The following is an 18,117-nucleotide window of genomic DNA, read 5'->3' as shown; positions in this document are numbered from 1 at the left end:
ACCTCCCGATGACCGACCGCAACGACGACCTCTTCGACACCGCCCGCACCGTCATCCCCGGCGGGGTGAACTCGCCGGTGCGCGCGTACGGCTCGGTCGGCGGCACGCCGCGGTTCCTGGCATCCGCTCGCGGGGCGCGGGTGACGGATGCCGCGGGCACCGAGTACATCGACCTCGTCGCGTCCTGGGGTCCGGCGCTGCTCGGCCACGCGCATCCGGAGGTCGTGCAGGCGGTGCAGGAGGCGGCCGCGCGCGGACTGTCCTTCGGCGCCCCCACCGAGGGCGAGGTGGAGCTCGCGCAGCTGATCACCGACCGCGTGCGCCACGGCGATGTGCGCCCGGTCGAGCGGGTGCGCCTGGTGTCCACCGGCACCGAGGCGACGATGACGGCGATCCGCCTGGCACGAGGCGCCACCGGACGCGACCTGCTGGTGAAGTTCTCCGGCCACTACCACGGCCACTCCGACGGCCTGCTCGCCGCGGCCGGCTCCGGGGTGGCGACCCTGGCCCTGCCCGGTTCGGCGGGCGTGCCGGCGCCGATCGCCGCGCAGACGCTCGTCATCGACTACAACGACCCCGAGGCGCTCGCCGCGGTGTTCGCCGAGCACGGACAGCGCATCGCCGCGGTGATCGTCGAGGCGGCATCCGCGAACATGGGCGTCGTGGCGCCCCAGACCGGCTTCAACCGCCTCATCGCGGAGACCGCGCACGCACACGGCGCGCTGATGATCCTGGACGAGGTGCTCACCGGGTTCCGAGTGCATCCGGCCGGCTTCTGGGGTCTGCAGCAGCAGGCCGGCGAGGAGTACCAGCCCGACATCATCACCTTCGGCAAGGTGGTCGGCGGCGGGATGCCGCTGGCGGCGCTCGGCGGCCGCGCCGAGATCATGGACCTGCTCGCGCCGGTCGGCCCGGTGTACCAGGCGGGCACGCTGTCCGGCAACCCGCTCTCGGTCGCCGCAGGGCTCGCCACGCTGCGCCTGGCGACCCCCGAGGTGTACGCGGCGATCGACGCCGCGGCCGACCGCCTGGCGGCCTCCCTCGATGCCGCGCTGACGGATGCCGGGGTCGTGCACGCCGTGCCGCGCGCGGGCAACCTGTTCGGGGTGGCGTTCCTTCCCGAGGCGCCGCGCGACTACGCGCAGGCGCAGCGGCAGGAGTCGTTCCGTTACGCGCCGTTCTTCCACGCCATGCGCGAGCAGGGGGTGGCCCTGCCGCCGAGCGTCTTCGAGGCGTGGTTCCTTACCGCCGCCCACGGCGAGGAGGAGCTCGCGGCGATCGAGGCGGCCCTCCCCGCCGCCGCATCCGCCGCCGCATCGGCCGCCTGACCCCCCGGCATCCGCCGCCTGCCCCCCGGCAAGCCGGGGAGGGGATCGTTGCGGGTCTGTGAGCAAGTCGCAGACATCTCGCAGGACAGCGCTGGCAGACTGGATGCCATGGTGACGCTGTTGCTGGATCAGACGCAGCTCCAGATCGTGCTGTCGCCGATCGAGCGAGCGACCACTTTCCATCGCGGGAACCTGACCGTCGCGCGCGAGCACATCACCAAGGTGCAGCTCACCGACGACGCCTGGACGTGGCTGCGCGGTGTGCCGGGCCCCGGCACGCACATCCCCGGGGTTCTGGCGGCGGGCACCTGGAAGGCCGCGGGGACGACCGACTTCGTGCTCATCCGCCGGCGCAAGCCGAGCGTGGTGATCGACCTCGTCGGCGACGAGCAGTACCAGCGACTCATCCTCACCACGCGACACGGCCTCGCCCTCACGCAGGCGCTGCGGCTCGAGGTCAGCGACGAGCCGGCGGATGTGGCGGACATCGCCGCCACCGGGCCGGTGCCCACGGCATCGGGGCGCCGGCGCCCGGTGATCCGTCCGCGGCCCGCCTGAGGGGCGCCGGGGTCGGCGGATCCGTCGATCAGCCGTGGTGCTCACCGTCGTGGTGGTCGCCGGCGTGGTCGCCGTCGTAGTGGTGGTCGCCGGCCTCGTCGGTGCGGGTGTCGTCCCCGGCATCCGTCGGCTCCACGGTGTCGATCACGCGCGTCGCGTCGTCGGCCGGAGCCTCATCGGCCGGAGCCTCGTCGGCCGGAGCCTCGTCGGCCGGAGCCTCATCGTGAGCTTCCGCAGCGTCCGGTCGCGGGGCCTCGCCATAGGGGTAGTCGGGGGCGGGGCCCTCGAAGAAGCGGCGGGCGGCGTCGGAGAGCGAGGTGCGCATCGCGGTGAGGCGCGGGTCATCCTGGTCGTCCACGACCTCGTCCTCGTCCTCGTCGTGCGCGCCGAGCAGGGAGGAGAGCACCTCGATGCCCGAGGTCTCGGCGGGCGGCTCCTCGCCGTCGCGGGTGTCGTCCGCGGACCGGTCGCCGTCGAGCGTCGAGGGGATGCCGGTGATGAGCTCAGTGAAGCTCTGCCGATCGCTCTGCGGCGGCAACGAGACCGACATGGTCGCCAGGGGCAGGACGCCGGGGGTGTCCTTCTCCTTCGGCTCGGGTTCGGTCGGGCTGTCGCCCCACAGGCCCGTCGGCGGGAGCTCGATCGCGCCGGTCCGGTCATCGTGTTCGGACTCGCCGCGCTCGTCGCCGTCACGCTCGCCCTGGGCATCGTCCTCGTGCTCGATGCGCACGGTGCTGAGAGCCGCCAGGAAGTCGGAGCCGTCGTCGTTCGCGTCCTCGGCCCCTTCGGCGTCCGTCGTGCCCTGGAACTCGTGGACCGCGGAACCTTCCGCCTCCTCCGCATCGGTCGCCTCGGGGGAGGCTTCGCCGTGGTCGGATGCGGCCTCGGCCTGCTCGGTGTCGGGATGCTCGGTGTCGGTGTGCTCGGCGTCGGGATGCTCGGTGTCGGCGTGCTCGGCCTCGGCCTGCTCGGCCTCGGCCTGCTCGGTGTCGGGATGCTCGGCGTCGGTGTGCTGGTCCTCGGTCGCCGCCGCCTCGGTCGCGTCCGCGGGAGCGGCTTCGGTCTGCTCATCCGGGGCGGCGGCGCCTTCTTCGCCCTCCGAGTCCCCGGTGGACGAGACCTCGGCATCCGCGGGCTCGCCCGCGTCACCCTCCGCATGCTCTCCGGCGACCGCCGGTGCCTCGTGCTCGCCGGGCGCGGTCTCACCGGAGACCGCAGCGGTCGACGCCTCGTCCACTGCCGCGCCGGCATCCGCGTCGCGTGCCTCGGTCTCGTCGACGTCGGGAGCAGCGCCGGCGTCGAACGTCGCCGCGGCTGCGGCGCCCGCGGCATCCGCACCCTCGTACGGCGCGTGCGCCACCGGGTTCGCGACCTCGTTCAGGGCCGGGCTCTCCGTGCGGCGACCGTAGACGAGGTCGAGGAAGACCTCCTCGAGGCTCGGCCCGCGCTGCTGCAGGGTCGTCAAGGCGATGCCCGCGGCAGCGGCGACGGCGCCCACGGCGGCGGCATCCGAACCCCGCACCGTGAGACCCGAGCGCAGCACGTCGTACTGCAAGCCGGCCGCCCGCAGCGCGGCGGTGAGACCCTGGCGATCCTCGGCGTCGACGATCACCGAACCGGTGGTCGGGTCGACGAGGTCGTCGATGCTGCCGGCGTACACCGCACGCCCCTTCGAGAGCACCACGACGTCGTCGGCGACCTGCTCGATCTCGCTGAGCACGTGCGAGGAGACCAGCACCGTGCGTCCCTCGTCGGCGAGCCGGCGCATGAGGAGGCGCATCCAGCGGATCCCCTCGGGGTCGAGCCCGTTCGCGGGCTCGTCGAGCACCAGCGCGCCCGGATCGCCCAGCAGCGCCGTCGCCACGGTGAGCCGCTGACGCATGCCGAGGGAGAACCCGCCGATGCGGGTGTCGGCGTCGTCCTGCAGGCCGACCATGCGCAGCACCTCGTCGACGCGCGAGGCCGGGATGCCGTTGGCCTTCGCCGCGATCGTCAGCTGGCGCGCGGCGGTGCGGCGGGGACGATACATCGTGTCCTCGAGGACCGCGCCGATGGTGCGGAGCGGATGCCGCAGCTCGGCGTACGGAACGCCGCCGATCGTGACGGTGCCGGAGGTGGGGCGGATCTGGCCGAGCAGCATCCGCAGCGAGGTCGTCTTGCCGGCCCCGTTGGGTCCGAGAAAGCCCGTGACCGCGCCGGGCTCGACGCGGGCCGAGAAGTCGGACACCGCCGTCACGGCGCCGAAGCGCTTCGTGACCCGGGTGAACTCGAGCACCTGTCCTTCGGGCATGTGCGACCTCTCTGATCTGGGCAGTTCCTCCTATCTTTGCGGAAATCCCACGGTTTCGCCCATTTCCGGCCGGTCGCACGCCCCCGGAGTACCCTGGCGGACGTGACCGACTCCGCCGAACCCACCGTCCTCGTCCGCACCGAGCACTCGCTCGGCCGGATCACGCTGAACCGCCCACGCGCGATCAACGCCCTCGACCCGGAGATGATCGAACGGATCACGACCGCGCTCCAGGACTGGCGCGACGACAGCGACATCCAGTGCGTGCTGATCGACGGCGAGGGCGAGCGGGGCCTGTGCGCCGGGGGCGACGTGCGCGCCCTCTACGACCAGATCGTCGGCGGGCGGACAGAGCTCACGGAGGCGTTCTTCCGCGCCGAGTACGCGATGAACGCGATGATCGCCGAGTACCCGAAGCCGGTCGTCGCCTTCGCCGACGGGATCACCATGGGCGGCGGCATCGGGCTTGCCGGCCACGCCGCGGTGCGCATCGTCACCGAGCGCTCGCGGCTGGCGATGCCGGAGACGCGCATCGGATTCACGCCCGACGTCGGCGGCACCTGGCTGCTCGGCCGCGCCCCTGGCCGCCTCGGCGAGTACCTGGGGCTCACCGGCACGTCGATGAACGCCGCGGATGCCATCTACGCCGGCTTCGCGGACCACTACGTCCCCTCGGACCGCCTCGACGCGCTGCGCGACGCGCTCGCGCACCGTGCGGACCCGGGCACGCCGAACGAGCTGGTGCTGCTGTTCGACGAGACGCCGGAGCCCTCATCGCTGATCGCCGCCCGCAGCTGGGTGGACGACGCGTTCGCCGCCGACAGCGTCGCAGAGATCCTCGACCGCCTCGACGCGCGGGAGGAGCCGGATGCCGCCGCCGCGGCGGCGACACTGCGCGAGCTCGCCCCCACCGGTCTCGCGGTCACCCTCGACGCCGTGCGCGAGGCGCGGGCGATGAGCGGGGTGCGCGAGGCGCTGGAGGGCGAGTACCGGCGCGTGATCTGGTTCGTCCACCATCATCCGGACCTCGTCGAGGGCATCCGCGCGCAGCTGGTCGACAAGGACCGGCAGCCGAAGTGGCAGCCCGCGTCCATCGCCGAGCTCGCCCCGGACGCCGGGGCCCCGGCCCGCGAGTACGTCCCCGAGCCGGCGCTGTTCTCCGCCGTGCGCTGAGCCCGGCGGCCCGTTCGCGTCGGCCGGTTCGCATCGCCGCGGGGAGATTCGCGCAGCTCGGAGAGGTGTGGCGGATGCCGGATTCTCCCGGCGGCCCATGAGCCGGGTGACTGCCACGCCGCCGGGAGGTTCTCGCACCGCAGGAGGGCGCCGGGGATGCGGGATCTTCCCGCCGGTGGGGGTGCGGATGCCCCGCGCTCAGTTCCCGGGACGCTCCGCGACCGACGCGGCGATCTCCAGAAGCCTCGCGACGTGGGCATCCGGCTGCCGCTCCCGCGCGTACGCGAGGGCGGCGGCGCGCGGCGCGTCGAGCAGTGAGCGGTCGGCCTCGAGCAGCAGGATCTCGTCGGCGAGAGCCCGGGCATCCGTTCCCGGCGTGCCGATCGCGGCGTCGCCGAACTCCGTCGCGAGCACGGGGTCGCTGACGATCACGGGCCGGCCGTGCGAGAAGGCCTCCAGCGCCACCATCGGCTGATTGTCGAAGCCGAGCGAGGTGATCAGGGCGGCATCCGCAGCGGTCATCAGCTCGCTCACGCGCTCGGGCGGAACCGGCCCGTGGAAGGTGACCCCGGGCGCCGGGCGGCGCGTGCCCCCGGCGACGTCGAGGTGCACGCGCCCGGGGCCGAGCTCGTCGTGCAGGAGTCGCATCGCGTCCAGCGCCACGTCGATGCGCTTCTCCGGTGCGAACCGGGCCACCCACAGCAGGCGCAGCGGGCCCTCGCCCGGCGCGGGGCCGACGGAGCGCAGCGGCTGCGAGACGTTCGAGAACGCCTCGACCCGGCCCGCCCCGGCCGCGCGCAGCGCCTCGGCCTGGTGGCGAGACGGCGACAGCACGACATCCGCGCGCTCCGCCACCCGCAGCGTCATCGTGCGCAGGGCGTTGTTCAGCGGATGACTGCCGGTGAAGCGTCCGCCCTCGCCGATCCCGGTGAGCGCCCGGTGCACGCGGGTGACGAGCGGAGCGAAGGGGGCGAGGAATCCGGGGGCGCGCCAGAAGAAGGTGTGCACCGTGTGCAGCACCGGGATGCCCAGCCTCCGACCCACCGCGATCGCGGCGGCGGCGAGGGCGAACTCCGAATGCACGACGATCACGGTGACGCGGTGCCGCCGGGCGGTTGCCGCCAGCAGCGGCTCGACGTCGCGCGCGCGGCCCAGCAGCGGCAGGTCGAGCACGGGGATCGTCCCGCGACGCGGCGGCGACACCGTGACGATCCTCGACTCCGGATGCGGGGCGGGGGTCGCCGGCTCCTGCGCGGCCTCGTCGGAGACGATCGCGTCGGCATCCGGCGCCACGACCACCACCGGATGCCCCTCGCCGGCCAGCGCCTGGGCCTGCCGGATGAAGGCGGTCTGCGCCCCGCCGAGGTACTTCAGCGAGTAGTCGCAGACCAGCATCACGGCCGCCGCGGCCGCTTCGTCCTCGTGCATCCGTTCCCCTCGCCGTGACCTCCTGCGAGTCTATGCGGGGACGCGGCGAGTTGTTCGATCCAGTCCAGAAAATGGGCGCTGACCGGGGAAGGTTTCGTTGTCAGCGAAGGTCATCCTTCAGGGGGATACGGATGTCGGAGGTTCGTGGCACGCTGTCTGATGGCCCACCGTCGGCCCTGATTCCATCCCAAAAGGAAGTCCGCCTGTGCTGGGAAAACTCCTCGTCCGATATCTCTCGAAATACCGATGGCTGCTGCTCGGCGTCCTGGTGTTCCAGTTCGCCAGCGCGATGGCCTCGCTGTACCTGCCCCGGCTGAACGCCGACATCATCGACAACGGCGTGGCGCGCGCCGACACCGGCTACATCTGGTCGCACGGCCTGCTGATGCTCGCCATCTCGCTCGGCCAGATCATCGCCTCGGTGATCGCGACCTTCTTCGCGGCCCGGGCGGCGATGGCCGCCGGCCGTGACATCCGCGCGGACGTGTTCCAGCGCGTCAGCGGATTCTCCGAGCGAGAGGTGTCGCAGTTCGGCGCCGGCTCGCTGATCACCCGCAACACGAACGACGTGCAGCAGGTGCAGATGCTCGCGATGATGGGCGCGACGATGTTCGTCACGGCCCCGCTCCTCGCGATCGGCGGCATCATCATGGCGGTGCAGACGAACGTCGGCCTGAGCTGGCTGATCGCCGTCTCGGTGCCCGCGCTGCTCATCGTCGCCGGCATCATCATCGGCCGCATGGTGCCGCTCTTCCGCAGCTACCAGGGCAAGCTCGACGCGGTCAACCGCATCATGCGCGAGCAGCTCACCGGCGTGCGGGTCGTCCGCGCCTTCGTGCGCGAGCGCATCGAGGAGGAGCGGTTCCGCGGGGCGAACACCGACATCATGATCGTCGGGCGCAACGTCGGCTCGTTGTTCGTGCTGCTGTTCCCGCTGTTCATGCTGATCCTGAACGTCACGGTCGTCGCGGTGATCTGGTTCGGCGGCATCGAGGTCGACGCCGGCAGCGTCGAGGTCGGCACCCTGTTCGCCTTCATTCAGTACATCGGCCAGATCATGATGGGCGTCATCATGTCCAGCTTCATGGCCATGATGATCCCGCGCGCGGCGGTGTCCGCGGAGCGCGTGGGCGAGGTCCTCGACTCCGAGTCGAGCATGGTGCGCCCGGTCGACGGCGTGGAGGAGTTCCCCGCGCCGGGGAGCGTCGCCTTCACCGACGTCGAGTTCACCTACCCGGGTGCCGAGGCGCCGGTGCTGTCGGGCATCACCTTCCGCGCCGAACCGGGCGAGACCGTGGCGATCATCGGCTCGACCGGCTCGGGCAAGACCACGCTGGTGTCGCTCATCCCGCGCCTGTTCGACGTCACCGGCGGTTCGGTGGCGGTCGGCGGCGTGGACGTGCGCCGGGCCGACGTCGACGCCCTGTGGCGGAGCATCGGCCTCGTGCCGCAGCGCCCCTTCCTGTTCACCGGCACCGTGGCATCCAACCTCCGCTACGGCCGCGAGGAGGCCACCGACGAGGAGCTGTGGAAGGCGCTCGAGATCGCGCAGGCCCGCGACTTCGTCGAGGCGATGCCGGACGGCCTGAACTCGCGGATCGCGCAGGGCGGCACGAACGTCTCCGGCGGGCAGCGTCAGCGGCTCGCGATCGCGCGTGCGATCGTGCACCGGCCGCAGATCCTCGTCTTCGACGACTCCTTCTCGGCTCTCGACCTCACGACGGATGCCCGGCTGCGCCAGGCCCTCTGGCGTGAGCTGCCCGAGGTCACCAAGATCGTCGTGGCGCAGCGCGTGTCGACGATCACGGATGCCGATCGCATCGTCGTCCTGGAGGACGGCACCATGGTCGGCTCCGGAACCCACGACGAACTGCTCGCGTCGAGCACGACCTACCGCGAGATCGTCGAATCGCAGCTGGGGGTGGACGCATGAACACCGAACTGACTCCGCAGGAGCAGTACGAGGCGGAGCTCGCCGAGAAGGCGCGCCTGGACGGCGGCGGCTGGGACAGCGTCGCACCGGGCAAGGCCGACAACTTCGGCAAGAGCTTCGCCCGGATGATCGGGCTGCTCAAGCCCTCGGCCGTCTGGTTCGTGCTGGTGTCGATCCTCGGCGCCATCGGCGTCGTGCTCGCGGTCGCCGCGCCCAAGGTGCTCGGCGAGGCGACGAACATCGTCTACGAGGGGTTCGTCTCGCACGTCCTCGGCACCGGCTTCGGCGACTTCCCCGGCTTCCCGCAGGGGATGAGCCAGGAGGACGTGGTCGCCGCGCTGCGCCAGGCGGGTCAGGACGACTTCGCCAACATGGTCGCGGCGATGCAGAACTTCTCGGTCGGCACCGGTGTCGACTTCGAGCGGCTGCGGTGGATCATCGTCGCCGTGCTGGCGATCTACGTCGTCTCGGCGCTGCTGAGCTGGATCCAGGGCTACGTGATCAACGTCATCATGGTGCGCACCATGTGGCGCCTGCGTGAGCAGGTCGAGGCGAAGATCAACCGCCTGCCGCTGTCCTACTTCGACAAGGTGCAGCGGGGCGAGCTGATCTCGCGGGTCACGAACGACATCGACAACATCACGCAGACGATGCAGCAGTCGCTGTCGGGAGCGCTGACCTCGGCGCTCACCGTGATCGGCGTGCTGGTGATGATGTTCTCGATCTCCTGGCAGCTGGCGCTGGTCGCCCTGGTGGCACTGCCGCTGATGGGCGTGATCTTCGGCATCATCGGCCCGCGGTCGCAGAAGGCCTTCGGCACCCAGTGGCGCAAGGTCGGACGCCTCAACGCCCGCGTGGAGGAGGCGTTCTCCGGTCACGCCCTGGTGAAGGTGTTCGGTCGCGAGAAGGACGCGCTGGAGAGGTTCCAGGTGGAGAACGAGGAGCTGTTCCAGGCCAGCTTCAAGGCGCAGTTCCTGTCCGGCATCATCATGCCGGCGATGATGTTCGTCGGCAGCCTGACCTACGTCGGCATCGCGGTGCTCGGCGGCCTCATGGTCGCCGGCGGCAACCTGCGGCTCGGCGATGTGCAGGCGTTCATCCAGTACTCGCAGCAGTTCACCCAGCCGCTCAGCGAGCTGGGCGGCATGGCCGCGGTCGTGCAGTCGGGCACCGCCTCGGCGGAGCGCGTGTTCGAGCTGCTCGACCAGGAGGAGCAGGAGCCGGATGCCGAGGACGCGCCCACCGTGGCCGACGGCGAGGGCGTCATCGAGTTCCAGAACGTGGCGTTCTCGTACTCGCCCGACCGCCCGCTGATCCGGGACCTGTCGTTCCGGGTGGAGCCGGGGCAGACCGTCGCGATCGTCGGGCCGACGGGCGCGGGCAAGACCACGCTGGTGAACCTCATCATGCGGTTCTACGAACTGGACTCCGGCCGCATCCTGCTGGACGGACAGGACATCTCCGAGATGAGCCGCGACGATCTGCGCTCGCGCACCGGCATGGTGCTGCAGGACCCGTGGCTGTTCGCCGGGACGATCCGCGACAACATCCGCTACGGCAAGGAGAGCGCGACCGACGAGGAGCTGATGGCCGCGGCCAAGGCGACCTACGTCGACCGGTTCGTGCACTCGCTGCCGGACGGGTACGACACCGTGCTGGACGAGGACGCGTCGAACGTGTCGGCGGGTGAGCGTCAGCTCATCACCATCGCCCGCGCGTTCCTCGCCCGCCCGTCGATCCTCATCCTGGACGAGGCGACCAGCGCCGTCGACACGCGCACCGAGCTGCTGCTGCAGCACGCCATGGCGGCGCTGCGACAGGGCCGCACCTCGTTCGTCATCGCGCACCGCCTGTCCACGATCCGCGACGCCGACCTCATCCTGGTGATGGAGCACGGCGACATCGTCGAGAAGGGCACCCACGACGAGCTGATCGCCCGGCAGGGCGCCTACTGGCGCCTGTACCAGTCGCAGTTCGAGCAGGCCGCGACCGATCTGGACGCCGAGGAGGCGTTGACCGGTTCCGACCCGGTCGTCGTCACCGGCGACGCGGAGGAGGCCGAGCTCGACTCCGAGCGCGCCTGACCTCGCCGGGTCAGCCCTGGTCGAGACCGAACAGCTCGAGGGGGTGCGTCAGCCGCCACCAGATGCTGGGGCCCTCGAGCTCCGCATCCAGCGACACGCTCGTCGACGCCTCGTTCAGCGGCCCTTCCACGGTGAGACGGCCGACCTCGGCGCCGTCGGCTGTCCGGTCACCGAGCTCGAAGGCCGTGGCGGCGGTCGGCGTCGCACCGTTCCAGAGCACGACCTCGGCGTCGGCATCCGTCACGATCTCGACGGCCTCGCCCCACGCGGTCGAGACCCGCCCGACCACGGTGCCGGCAGGCACCGTCGCCTCCTGCTCGGCGAGGCTCTTCTCGACCTCGGCGAGCAGCTGCCGGGTGACCGCGAGCCGGGACTCGTCGTCGGGCTGCCCGAGCACGGCGGCGTACAGCCGCACCGTGGTGCCGTCGACCTCGACGTCTTTCGCGGTGAGCAGGTTCCACCAGGTGAGCGTGCCAGTCTTGATGCCGACGACGGCCGGGTCCTCGAGCATGCCGTTGCCGTTCGTCACGGTGCCGGCGCCGGGGATCTCGGCGGTCCTGGTGCCGACGATCTCGGCGAACACCGGGTGGCGCATCGCCACCTCGGCGAGTTCGATCAGGCCCTCCGGCGTCGCCACGTTGCGCTCGTCGAATCCGGACGGGGTGACCAGCGAGACGCCGTCGATGCCGTGCGCTCGCAGCCAGGTCTCGGCCGCGCGGGCGAAGTCGCGGTCCGACCCCCACAGCTCGTCCGACAGCCGGTCGATGTAGTTGTTCGCGGAGCCCAGCAGGATGCCCTGCAGCATCTGGTACTCGGTGAGCGTGCCGTCCACCGGCACGTCCAGGGCCGACTGATCGGACCGGCGGTAGTCCCAGTACTCGACGGAGTCGCCGTAGTCGAAGGAGAACTCCGGACCCTGCTCACCCGGGGCGAGCGGCAGGCGATCGAGCACCATCATCACGGAGGCGACCTTCGTGATGCTCGCGATCTCGGCTGGCTCCGCCGTGGAGGCGACGGTGTCCAGCCCCTCGACCGCCACCGCGGCGCTGCCGGCTTCGGGCCAGGTCACGACGGCCGGCGGTGCCGGCGGCAGTTCGAGCGCCACCGGCGACACGACCGGCGCCACCTCGTGCAACGGCCAGAGCAGGGTCGTGCCGGCGTAGGCTGCACACACCCCCAGCATCACGCCGAGCGGGACCAGCACGCGGGGCCGCAGCCAGTCCGGCCGCAGCCGGGCACCACTGAGCAGGTCCGCGCCTGCGCCCGCAGATGCCCCCGCGTCGAACACCGGCGTCGGAGACGTCTCGGCCACCGCACTCGGGTCGAGCCAGGTCAGTGCGGTCGGCGGGCGCTCGGCATCCGCCCACGCCACCGGGGTCGGCTCGGAGCGAGCGGATGCCGCAGCGGGAGAGGGCTCGGGGGCCGACGTCGGCGTCTCCGCCGCACGCGCGCGCAGATCGCGGCGCAGCGCAGGTCGCGGAGGGCGGTCGTCGGCGGTCACCTGCATACGCTACCGAATCCGGTTATGATCGGGGTCACAACCACGGGAGTCCGGCGAGCCGGGCTGAGAGGAAGCGAACCGCGCTTCGACCGTCGAACCTGATCTGGATCATGCCAGCGCAGGGAGGAGATCTGATGAACGCATCCCCGTCCGCATCCGCGTCCGCGACCACGCCGCGCACGTACACCTGGCGCGTCGTCGACATCGTCGTGGCCAGCGTGCTCGGCGTCGCGATCGGCCTGGTGTTCTGGGTGTGGAACACGATCGGCTACGCCTGGTTCACGGCCGCCGACGGCCTGACCCCCGGCCTCGGCGGCATCGCCGTGGGCATCTGGCTGCTCGGCGGGGTCGTCGGCGGGCTGGTGATCCGCAAGCCCGGCGCCGCACTGCTGGTCGAGCTCGTCGCGGCGATCGTCTCCATGCTGATCGGCAACGTGTGGGGCGTCTCCACCGTGCTCTCCGGCCTCGTCCAGGGGCTCGGCGCGGAGCTGGTCTTCGCCGCGTTCCTCTACCGCCGCTTCGGCCTGCCGGTCGCGATGCTCGCGGGCGTGGGCGCCGCCGTGGCGGCCTGGGTGTTCGAGCTGTTCTACGGCAGCTCCCCGAACATCCTGAAGACCGCGGAGTTCAACGCCATCTACCTGGGCACCCTCGTCGTCTCCGGCGCCGTCCTCGCCGGCGTCGTCGGCTGGCTGCTCGTCCGCGCTCTCGCCGGCACCGGCGCTCTCGGCCGCTTCGCCGCCGGACGCGAACTGCGCCGCGAGGTCTGACCATGCCGGGCCCCGCACGGGTCGTCGCCGACGGCTGGGGGTGGCGGTACGCCGGGCGCCGGCTGCCCGCGGTCCGCGACGTCACGGTCACGATCGAACCCGGCGAGCGGGTGCTGCTCCTCGGCGCGTCCGGAGCGGGCAAGTCCACGCTCCTCGCCGGGATGGCCGGCCTGCTCGGCGACGCCGACGAGGGGGAGCGCACCGGACTGCTGCACATCGACGGCGTGGCGCCCGAGCGGTGCCGGGGCCGGGTCGGCCTCGTCCTGCAGGATCCGGATGCGGGCATCGTGCTGTCCCGCGTCGGGGACGATGTGGCGTTCGGATGCGAGAACCTCGGCGTTCCGGCATCCGACATCCCCTCCCGCGTGCACGAGGCGCTCGACGCGGTCGGGCTCGAAATGCCGCTGCGGCATCCGACCAAGGCGCTGTCGGGCGGGCAGAAGCAGCGCCTGGCGCTCGCCGGCGCGCTGGCCATGCGCCCCGGTCTGCTGCTGCTGGACGAGCCGACCGCCAACCTCGACCCCGACGGCGTACGCGAGATCCGTGCGAGCGTCGAGCGGGTCGTCGCCGAGACCGGCGCGACGCTCGTGGTCGTCGAGCACCGCACCGAGGTGTGGGCCGACCTGATGACCCGGGTCATCGTGCTCGCCGCGGACGGCGGGCTCCTCGCCGACGGCCCGCCGGCGGAGGTGTTCGCCGGCCACGGCGACACGCTCGCGGATGCCGGCGTGTGGGTGCCCCGGCATCCGCTCGTCCTGCCGACACTGCCGCCGGTCGACCCGGCTCCCGCCGTCCTTTCCGCGGCGGGCCTGGCGATCTCCCGCAACGGGCGCACCGCGGTGCACGCGGACCTTCACCCGCGCGTCGCGGACGGCGCGGCGACGGTGATCACGGGGCCGAACGGCGCCGGCAAGTCGACCCTGGCGCTCACCCTGGCCGGGCTCCTGCCGGAGCTGGCCGGCATGGTGACCGCCGCGGAGCGCCTGCGCGGACGCGCCGGGCTGCGCCCGTGGCGCTGGCAGTCGCGCGAGCTGCTGACCAGGATCGGCACGGTGTTCCAGGACCCCGAGCACCAGTTCCTCACCCAGACCGTGCGCGAGGAACTCGCCGTGGGCCCTCGCGCCCTCGGCTGGGACGACGCACGCACGGATGCCGTGGTCGAGGCGCTGCTGGAGCGGCTGCACCTCGACCGCCTCGCCGAGGCGAATCCGTTCACCCTGTCCGGCGGACAGAAGCGGCGGCTGTCGGTGGCGACCGTGCTCGCCGCCGCACCCGAGGTGATGGTGCTTGATGAGCCGACCTTCGGCCAGGACCGCCGTGGCTGGCTGGAGCTGGTCGCGCTGCTGCAGGAGGAGATCGCGCGCGGGCGGTCGATCGTCGCGGTCACGCACGACCAGGATGTGATCCGTCACCTCGGCGGGCACCGCATCCGCCTCGACCTCGCGCAGACCCGAGGCGACGCAGGCCCCGACGGCCGGCGCGGCGCCCGGCCTGGGGCCCGGCGAGGCGCCCGGCCTGGAGCGGGAGAGGAGGCGGCATGACGCACGCCCCCGCCTACGCGCGTCCGGTCACCGCCGATCCGGTCTCGCCGGGATGGCTCGCGGGCGTCAACCCGGTGACCAAGGTGGTGCTCGCGCTGCTGCTCTCGGTGCCGCTGTTCGCGTCGATCGACGTCGTCAGCGGGTTGGTCGCGATCCTGCTGCAGCTGATGCTCGTGCCGCTGACCGGCCTCGGCTACGGCACCGTGCTGCGGCGCCTCGCGCCGATCGCGCTGGTCGCGCCGGTGGCCGGTGTCAGCATGCTGCTGTACGCCGAGCCTGAGGGGCGGGTGTTCTGGAGCTTCGGGTACGCGACCGTCAGCGAGGGGTCGATCCAGCTTGCGATCGCCGTCGGCATCCGCGTCGTCGCGCTCGGCCTGCCGACGATCCTGCTGTTCGGACGCACCGACCCGACCGAGCTCGCGGATGCCCTCGCGCAGGTCGCCCGGCTGCCCAGCCGCTTCGTGCTCGGCGTCCTCGCCGGCACCCGGATGCTGGGCCTGTTCGTCGACGACTGGCGCAGCATGGGTCTGGCCCGTCGCGCCCGCGGCGTCGGGGATCGCGGAGCGCTGCGGCGGTTCTTCTCGATGGCGTTCGTGCTGCTGGTGTTCGCGGTGCGACGCGGCACCAAGCTGGCGATGGCGATGGAGGCGCGCGGCTTCGGCGCCGACGTCCGGCGCACGTGGGCGCGTCCCTCGCGGCTGTCGCGGACGGATGCCGTCGCGCTCGCCGGAGGGGTGCTGATCATGGCGCTGTCCCTCGCGTCGGCGGTGGCCGCGGGGACGTTCCGCTTCATCTGGAGCTGAACCTGCTGCAGGACTTCGTCCAAAGATTCGAATCTGGCTCTTGTGCAACTAGAACACATGTTCTATCATGGGTATATGGACGAGGAGGAGTGGTTCGAAGACGAACCCGAGGAGCCGTCGGTGCCGCGGACAGCGGCGGAGGTGGTCGCGTTCTTGCTGGATGACCTGACCTGCACGGACAACGAGGCGAACCGTAAGGCGTCGCGGCGCGCGGAGCGGATTGTCGAGGCCGTGCGGATGGCGCGTGCGCATCCGGAGGTTTACGTGCCGCACGGTGACCCGGACGCGGCGCGGTATGCGGAGCGGTCGGTGATCCTGGATATCGGTCTGCGGTTGCGGCAGTCCGAGGATCAGATCCGGCATGTGCTCTGGGTGGCCGAGACCGCCATGCTCCGCCTGCCTTTGCTCTGGCATATGGCGCGCGAGGGGTTCGCGTCGATGGCGCAGGTCACGCAGGTCGTGTCCCTGACCGCCCGGATGCGCGCCGGGGACGGGGCGTCGGCGGGCGAACTGGAGGCAGAGGCGGCGGCTTTCGAGGCCGTGGACAGGGCCGCGGCGGAGTGGGCGACGACCTGCGCTCCGGCGGCCTTCCGCCGACAGGTGAAGACCCTGGTGGAACGGCTGGTCGGCCCGGACACCTCCCGCCGACACGCGCAGGCGATGACCAAGCGGCACGTGTTCATCACGGATGACGAGAACGGGATGAGCTGGATCGGTGCATACCTGTCCACCGTCGACGCCCGCGCCGCCTACCGTCGACTCACCGCCACCGCCAAACACACCCAGAAGTCCGAGCGGGACGGCCGCACCCGCGATCAGATCCGCGCGGACCTGTTCGCGGCCTGGCTGAAGGGCGAGGGTACGCCCACAGCGGTGAAGACCTGCATCTACGTCACCATCCCCGCGCAGCTGCTGGCCGGGCAGCCGGTGCCGGCCGAGAGCGCCCGGATCGTCGGCGGCGACACGATCGACCCACTCACCGCGAAGCAGCTCTTCCTGGACGCGAAGGCCTTCCACCGCGTGATCACCGACCCCGTCGCCGGGGTCGTGCTCGATATGGACCGCCGCACCTACCGGCCCACCAAAGCCCAACGCGACTTCCTCATCCTCCAGCACGGCACCTGCGCCCGCGACGGCTGCGAACGCCTCGCCGCCGAAGCCGACATCGACCACGAACACCCCTGGGCCACCGGCGGACGCACCAACATCACCGATCTGCGCCCCCTCTGTCCCCGAGATCACACCCACCGGCACCGAACCAAAGCGACCTACCGATCCCGACCCGACCGCACCGTCCAAGTCACCACCCCCACCGGACACGAAACCCGGCCCCCGCGAGCCCGATTGACCACCGCCGTGGACTGGGCCATCACCGTCCCCGACGCCCCGTTCTGACGCCCGGTACCGTCGCGAACCCGTCCGAGGCGCGCGCTCACCCCTCCACGTCGGTGTTCAACAGTGGACGCAGCGCCTCCTCCAGGACGGCCGCATGGGTGCGCTCGGGGTCGTGCGCGGCGTAGACGAGGGTGACGACCGGATGCCCGCGCAGCTCCGTGGCGAGGTCGTCCAGCGCGCCGGCGCTCTCGTGCGCCAGTTGCTGCCGATACCGGTCTGCGTAGGTCTCCCATTCGGCATCCGCAGCGGCGCGCCAGTCGCGGCGCAGCTCCGGGCTCGGCGCGGTGTCCTTCGCCCACAGATCGATGGCGGCGCGCTCCTTGGAGATGCCGCGCGGCCACAGCCGATCCACCAGCACGCGGAACCCGTCCGACGGGTCGGCCGTGTCGTAGGCTCGCTTTCGACGCAGGTCCATGCCCTCAGTGAACACCTCCTGGGGCATCCGGCCAAGGCTCGGACTCAGAACCACATATGCTGAGACTCAGTCGCATTCGTTCGTCGGTCACGTTCGAAGGAGAACACGATGCAGATCCAGGGACAGGGCGCGCTGGTCACCGGCGGGGCCAGCGGTCTGGGCCTCGCCACGGCGCGCCGCCTCGCGGCATCCGGCGCTCACGTCACGATCGTCGACCTGCCCGGCTCCGCGGGCGAGGAGGTCGCGGCCGAGCTGGGCGGGCACTTCGCCCCGTCCGATGTCACCGACGTCGACCAGATCCGCGCCGCGGTCGAGGCGGCGCAGGCCGCCGCACCCCTGCGCGTCGTCGTGAACTGCGCCGGCATCGCCCCGCCGGCGAAGGTGCTCGACCGGGACGGCAACCCGGCCGACCTGGCCGGCTTCGAACGGATCATCCGGATCAACCTGATCGGCACCTTCAACGTCGTCGCTCAGGCATCCGCCGTCATCGCGCGGAACGAGCCCACCGCGAGCGGCGACCGCGGCGTCATCGTGAACACCGCCAGCGTCGCCGCCTTCGACGGGCAGATCGGGCAGCCGGCGTATGCGGCATCGAAGGGCGGCGTGCACGCGATGACCCTGCCGATCGCCCGCGAGCTGGCGCGCCACGCGATCCGGGTGTGCACCATCGCCCCCGGCATCATGGAGACACCCATGCTCGCCGGCCTCCCCGAGGCCGCGCAGGAGTCGCTCGGCCAGCAGGTGCCGTATCCGGCGAGGCTCGGCCGGCCGGACGAGTACGCCGCGCTCGTCGAGCACATCGTCGCGAACGGCTACCTCAACGGCGAGACCATCCGCCTCGACGGCGCCATCCGCATGGCCCCCAAATGACCACGCATTTCGAATCGCGTGAATGACTGTC

At 71.8% G+C, this 18,117-nt stretch carries 14 protein-coding genes and 1 riboswitch; of the genes, 10 read left to right on the top strand and 4 right to left on the bottom strand.

Translation table 11 applies throughout. The features are described from left to right. Positions 1–8 precede the first annotated feature (8 nt). Together hemL and JRG78_RS11580 are read left to right on the top strand one after the other, a co-directional pair. A complete protein-coding gene (hemL, locus tag JRG78_RS11585; RefSeq protein WP_272653411.1) occupies positions 9–1,328 on the top strand; it encodes a glutamate-1-semialdehyde 2,1-aminomutase in 1,320 nt (439 codons plus the stop codon). Positions 1,329–1,436: 108 nt separating this feature from the next. Next, complete coding sequence (locus JRG78_RS11580) at positions 1,437–1,886, top strand: hypothetical protein (RefSeq protein ID WP_259606803.1); 450 nt, start codon at positions 1,437–1,439, stop codon at positions 1,884–1,886. 28 nt (positions 1,887–1,914) lie between these two features. Here JRG78_RS11580 and JRG78_RS11575 read toward each other — a convergent pair whose 3' ends face one another. After that, a complete protein-coding gene (locus tag JRG78_RS11575; RefSeq protein ID WP_272653410.1) occupies positions 1,915–4,176 on the bottom strand; it encodes an ATP-binding cassette domain-containing protein in 2,262 nt (753 codons plus the stop codon). A gap of 102 nt (positions 4,177–4,278) precedes the next feature. Here JRG78_RS11575 and JRG78_RS11570 point away from each other — a divergent pair, with 102 nt between their 5' ends. Next, a complete protein-coding gene (locus JRG78_RS11570) occupies positions 4,279–5,349 on the top strand; it encodes an enoyl-CoA hydratase/isomerase family protein (protein WP_259606801.1) in 1,071 nt (356 codons plus the stop codon). 198 nt (positions 5,350–5,547) lie between these two features. On the opposite strand, the gene JRG78_RS11565 is transcribed toward JRG78_RS11570, so the two are convergent. Beyond that, positions 5,548–6,777, bottom strand: coding sequence for a glycosyltransferase family 4 protein (locus JRG78_RS11565; protein ID WP_259606800.1), 1,230 nt, complete (start codon positions 6,775–6,777; stop codon positions 5,548–5,550). A gap of 205 nt (positions 6,778–6,982) precedes the next feature. Here JRG78_RS11565 and JRG78_RS11560 point away from each other — a divergent pair, with 205 nt between their 5' ends. Next, on the top strand, positions 6,983–8,710 hold the full coding sequence (locus tag JRG78_RS11560) for an ABC transporter ATP-binding protein (protein WP_272653409.1): 1,728 nt from the start codon (positions 6,983–6,985) through the stop codon (positions 8,708–8,710). After that, entirely contained in the window at positions 8,707–10,794 is a 2,088-nt protein-coding gene (locus tag JRG78_RS11555; RefSeq protein WP_259606798.1) for an ABC transporter ATP-binding protein, read from the top strand. Before JRG78_RS11560 ends, JRG78_RS11555 begins: the two co-directional genes overlap by 4 nt. 10 nt (positions 10,795–10,804) lie before the next feature. Here JRG78_RS11555 and JRG78_RS11550 read toward each other — a convergent pair whose 3' ends face one another. Continuing rightward, a complete protein-coding gene (locus JRG78_RS11550) occupies positions 10,805–12,295 on the bottom strand; it encodes a D-alanyl-D-alanine carboxypeptidase (RefSeq protein ID WP_259606797.1) in 1,491 nt (496 codons plus the stop codon). Positions 12,296–12,327: 32 nt separating this feature from the next. Further along, a riboswitch (TPP riboswitch) is annotated at positions 12,328–12,437 on the top strand. Between JRG78_RS11550 and JRG78_RS11545 the strand changes: the two genes are divergently transcribed. From JRG78_RS11545 to JRG78_RS11530, 4 genes are all read left to right on the top strand, one after another. Next, a complete protein-coding gene (locus JRG78_RS11545) occupies positions 12,430–13,062 on the top strand; it encodes an ECF transporter S component (protein WP_259606796.1) in 633 nt (210 codons plus the stop codon). (Overlaps the previous riboswitch by 8 nt.) A gap of 2 nt (positions 13,063–13,064) precedes the next feature. Then, positions 13,065–14,603, top strand: coding sequence for an ABC transporter ATP-binding protein (locus tag JRG78_RS11540; protein ID WP_259606795.1), 1,539 nt, complete (start codon positions 13,065–13,067; stop codon positions 14,601–14,603). Then, positions 14,600–15,406 carry an energy-coupling factor transporter transmembrane component T family protein gene (locus JRG78_RS11535; protein WP_259606794.1) on the top strand — a complete coding sequence of 269 codons (807 nt, stop codon included), beginning with the start codon at positions 14,600–14,602 and terminating at the stop codon, positions 15,404–15,406. Before JRG78_RS11540 ends, JRG78_RS11535 begins: the two co-directional genes overlap by 4 nt. A 75-nt stretch (positions 15,407–15,481) precedes the next feature. Beyond that, complete coding sequence (locus JRG78_RS11530) at positions 15,482–16,801, top strand: HNH endonuclease signature motif containing protein (protein ID WP_259606793.1); 1,320 nt, start codon at positions 15,482–15,484, stop codon at positions 16,799–16,801. A gap of 37 nt (positions 16,802–16,838) precedes the next feature. Here JRG78_RS11530 and JRG78_RS11525 read toward each other — a convergent pair whose 3' ends face one another. Further along, a complete protein-coding gene (locus JRG78_RS11525) occupies positions 16,839–17,216 on the bottom strand; it encodes a DUF488 domain-containing protein (RefSeq protein ID WP_259606792.1) in 378 nt (125 codons plus the stop codon). 108 nt (positions 17,217–17,324) lie between these two features. Here JRG78_RS11525 and JRG78_RS11520 point away from each other — a divergent pair, with 108 nt between their 5' ends. Then, positions 17,325–18,086 carry an SDR family NAD(P)-dependent oxidoreductase gene (locus JRG78_RS11520; RefSeq protein WP_259606791.1) on the top strand — a complete coding sequence of 254 codons (762 nt, stop codon included), beginning with the start codon at positions 17,325–17,327 and terminating at the stop codon, positions 18,084–18,086. The last annotated feature ends 31 nt before the right edge of the window (positions 18,087–18,117 follow it).

This window comes from Microbacterium sp. EF45047, from assembly GCF_028472845.1.
Lineage (GTDB): Bacteria > Actinomycetota > Actinomycetes > Actinomycetales > Microbacteriaceae > Microbacterium > Microbacterium neungamense.
The sequence above is the reverse complement of the archived record's forward strand: the minus strand, read 5'-3'. Positions and strand labels throughout refer to the sequence as shown.

Excerpts from the sequence above, each read along its gene's own strand:
- hemL (WP_272653411.1), top strand. The coding sequence starts at position 9 with ATGACCGACCGCAACGACGACCTCTTCGACACCGCCCGCACCGTCATC.
- JRG78_RS11580 (WP_259606803.1), top strand. The coding sequence starts at position 1,437 with ATGGTGACGCTGTTGCTGGATCAGACGCAGCTCCAGATCGTGCTGTCG.
- JRG78_RS11575 (WP_272653410.1), bottom strand. The coding sequence starts at position 4,176 with ATGCCCGAAGGACAGGTGCTCGAGTTCACCCGGGTCACGAAGCGCTTC.
- JRG78_RS11565 (WP_259606800.1), bottom strand. The coding sequence starts at position 6,777 with ATGCACGAGGACGAAGCGGCCGCGGCGGCCGTGATGCTGGTCTGCGAC.
- JRG78_RS11555 (WP_259606798.1), top strand. The coding sequence starts at position 8,707 with ATGAACACCGAACTGACTCCGCAGGAGCAGTACGAGGCGGAGCTCGCC.
- JRG78_RS11545 (WP_259606796.1), top strand. The coding sequence starts at position 12,430 with ATGAACGCATCCCCGTCCGCATCCGCGTCCGCGACCACGCCGCGCACG.
- JRG78_RS11540 (WP_259606795.1), top strand. The coding sequence starts at position 13,065 with ATGCCGGGCCCCGCACGGGTCGTCGCCGACGGCTGGGGGTGGCGGTAC.
- JRG78_RS11535 (WP_259606794.1), top strand. The coding sequence starts at position 14,600 with ATGACGCACGCCCCCGCCTACGCGCGTCCGGTCACCGCCGATCCGGTC.
- JRG78_RS11530 (WP_259606793.1), top strand. The coding sequence starts at position 15,482 with ATGGACGAGGAGGAGTGGTTCGAAGACGAACCCGAGGAGCCGTCGGTG.
- JRG78_RS11525 (WP_259606792.1), bottom strand. The coding sequence starts at position 17,216 with ATGGACCTGCGTCGAAAGCGAGCCTACGACACGGCCGACCCGTCGGAC.
- JRG78_RS11520 (WP_259606791.1), top strand. The coding sequence starts at position 17,325 with ATGCAGATCCAGGGACAGGGCGCGCTGGTCACCGGCGGGGCCAGCGGT.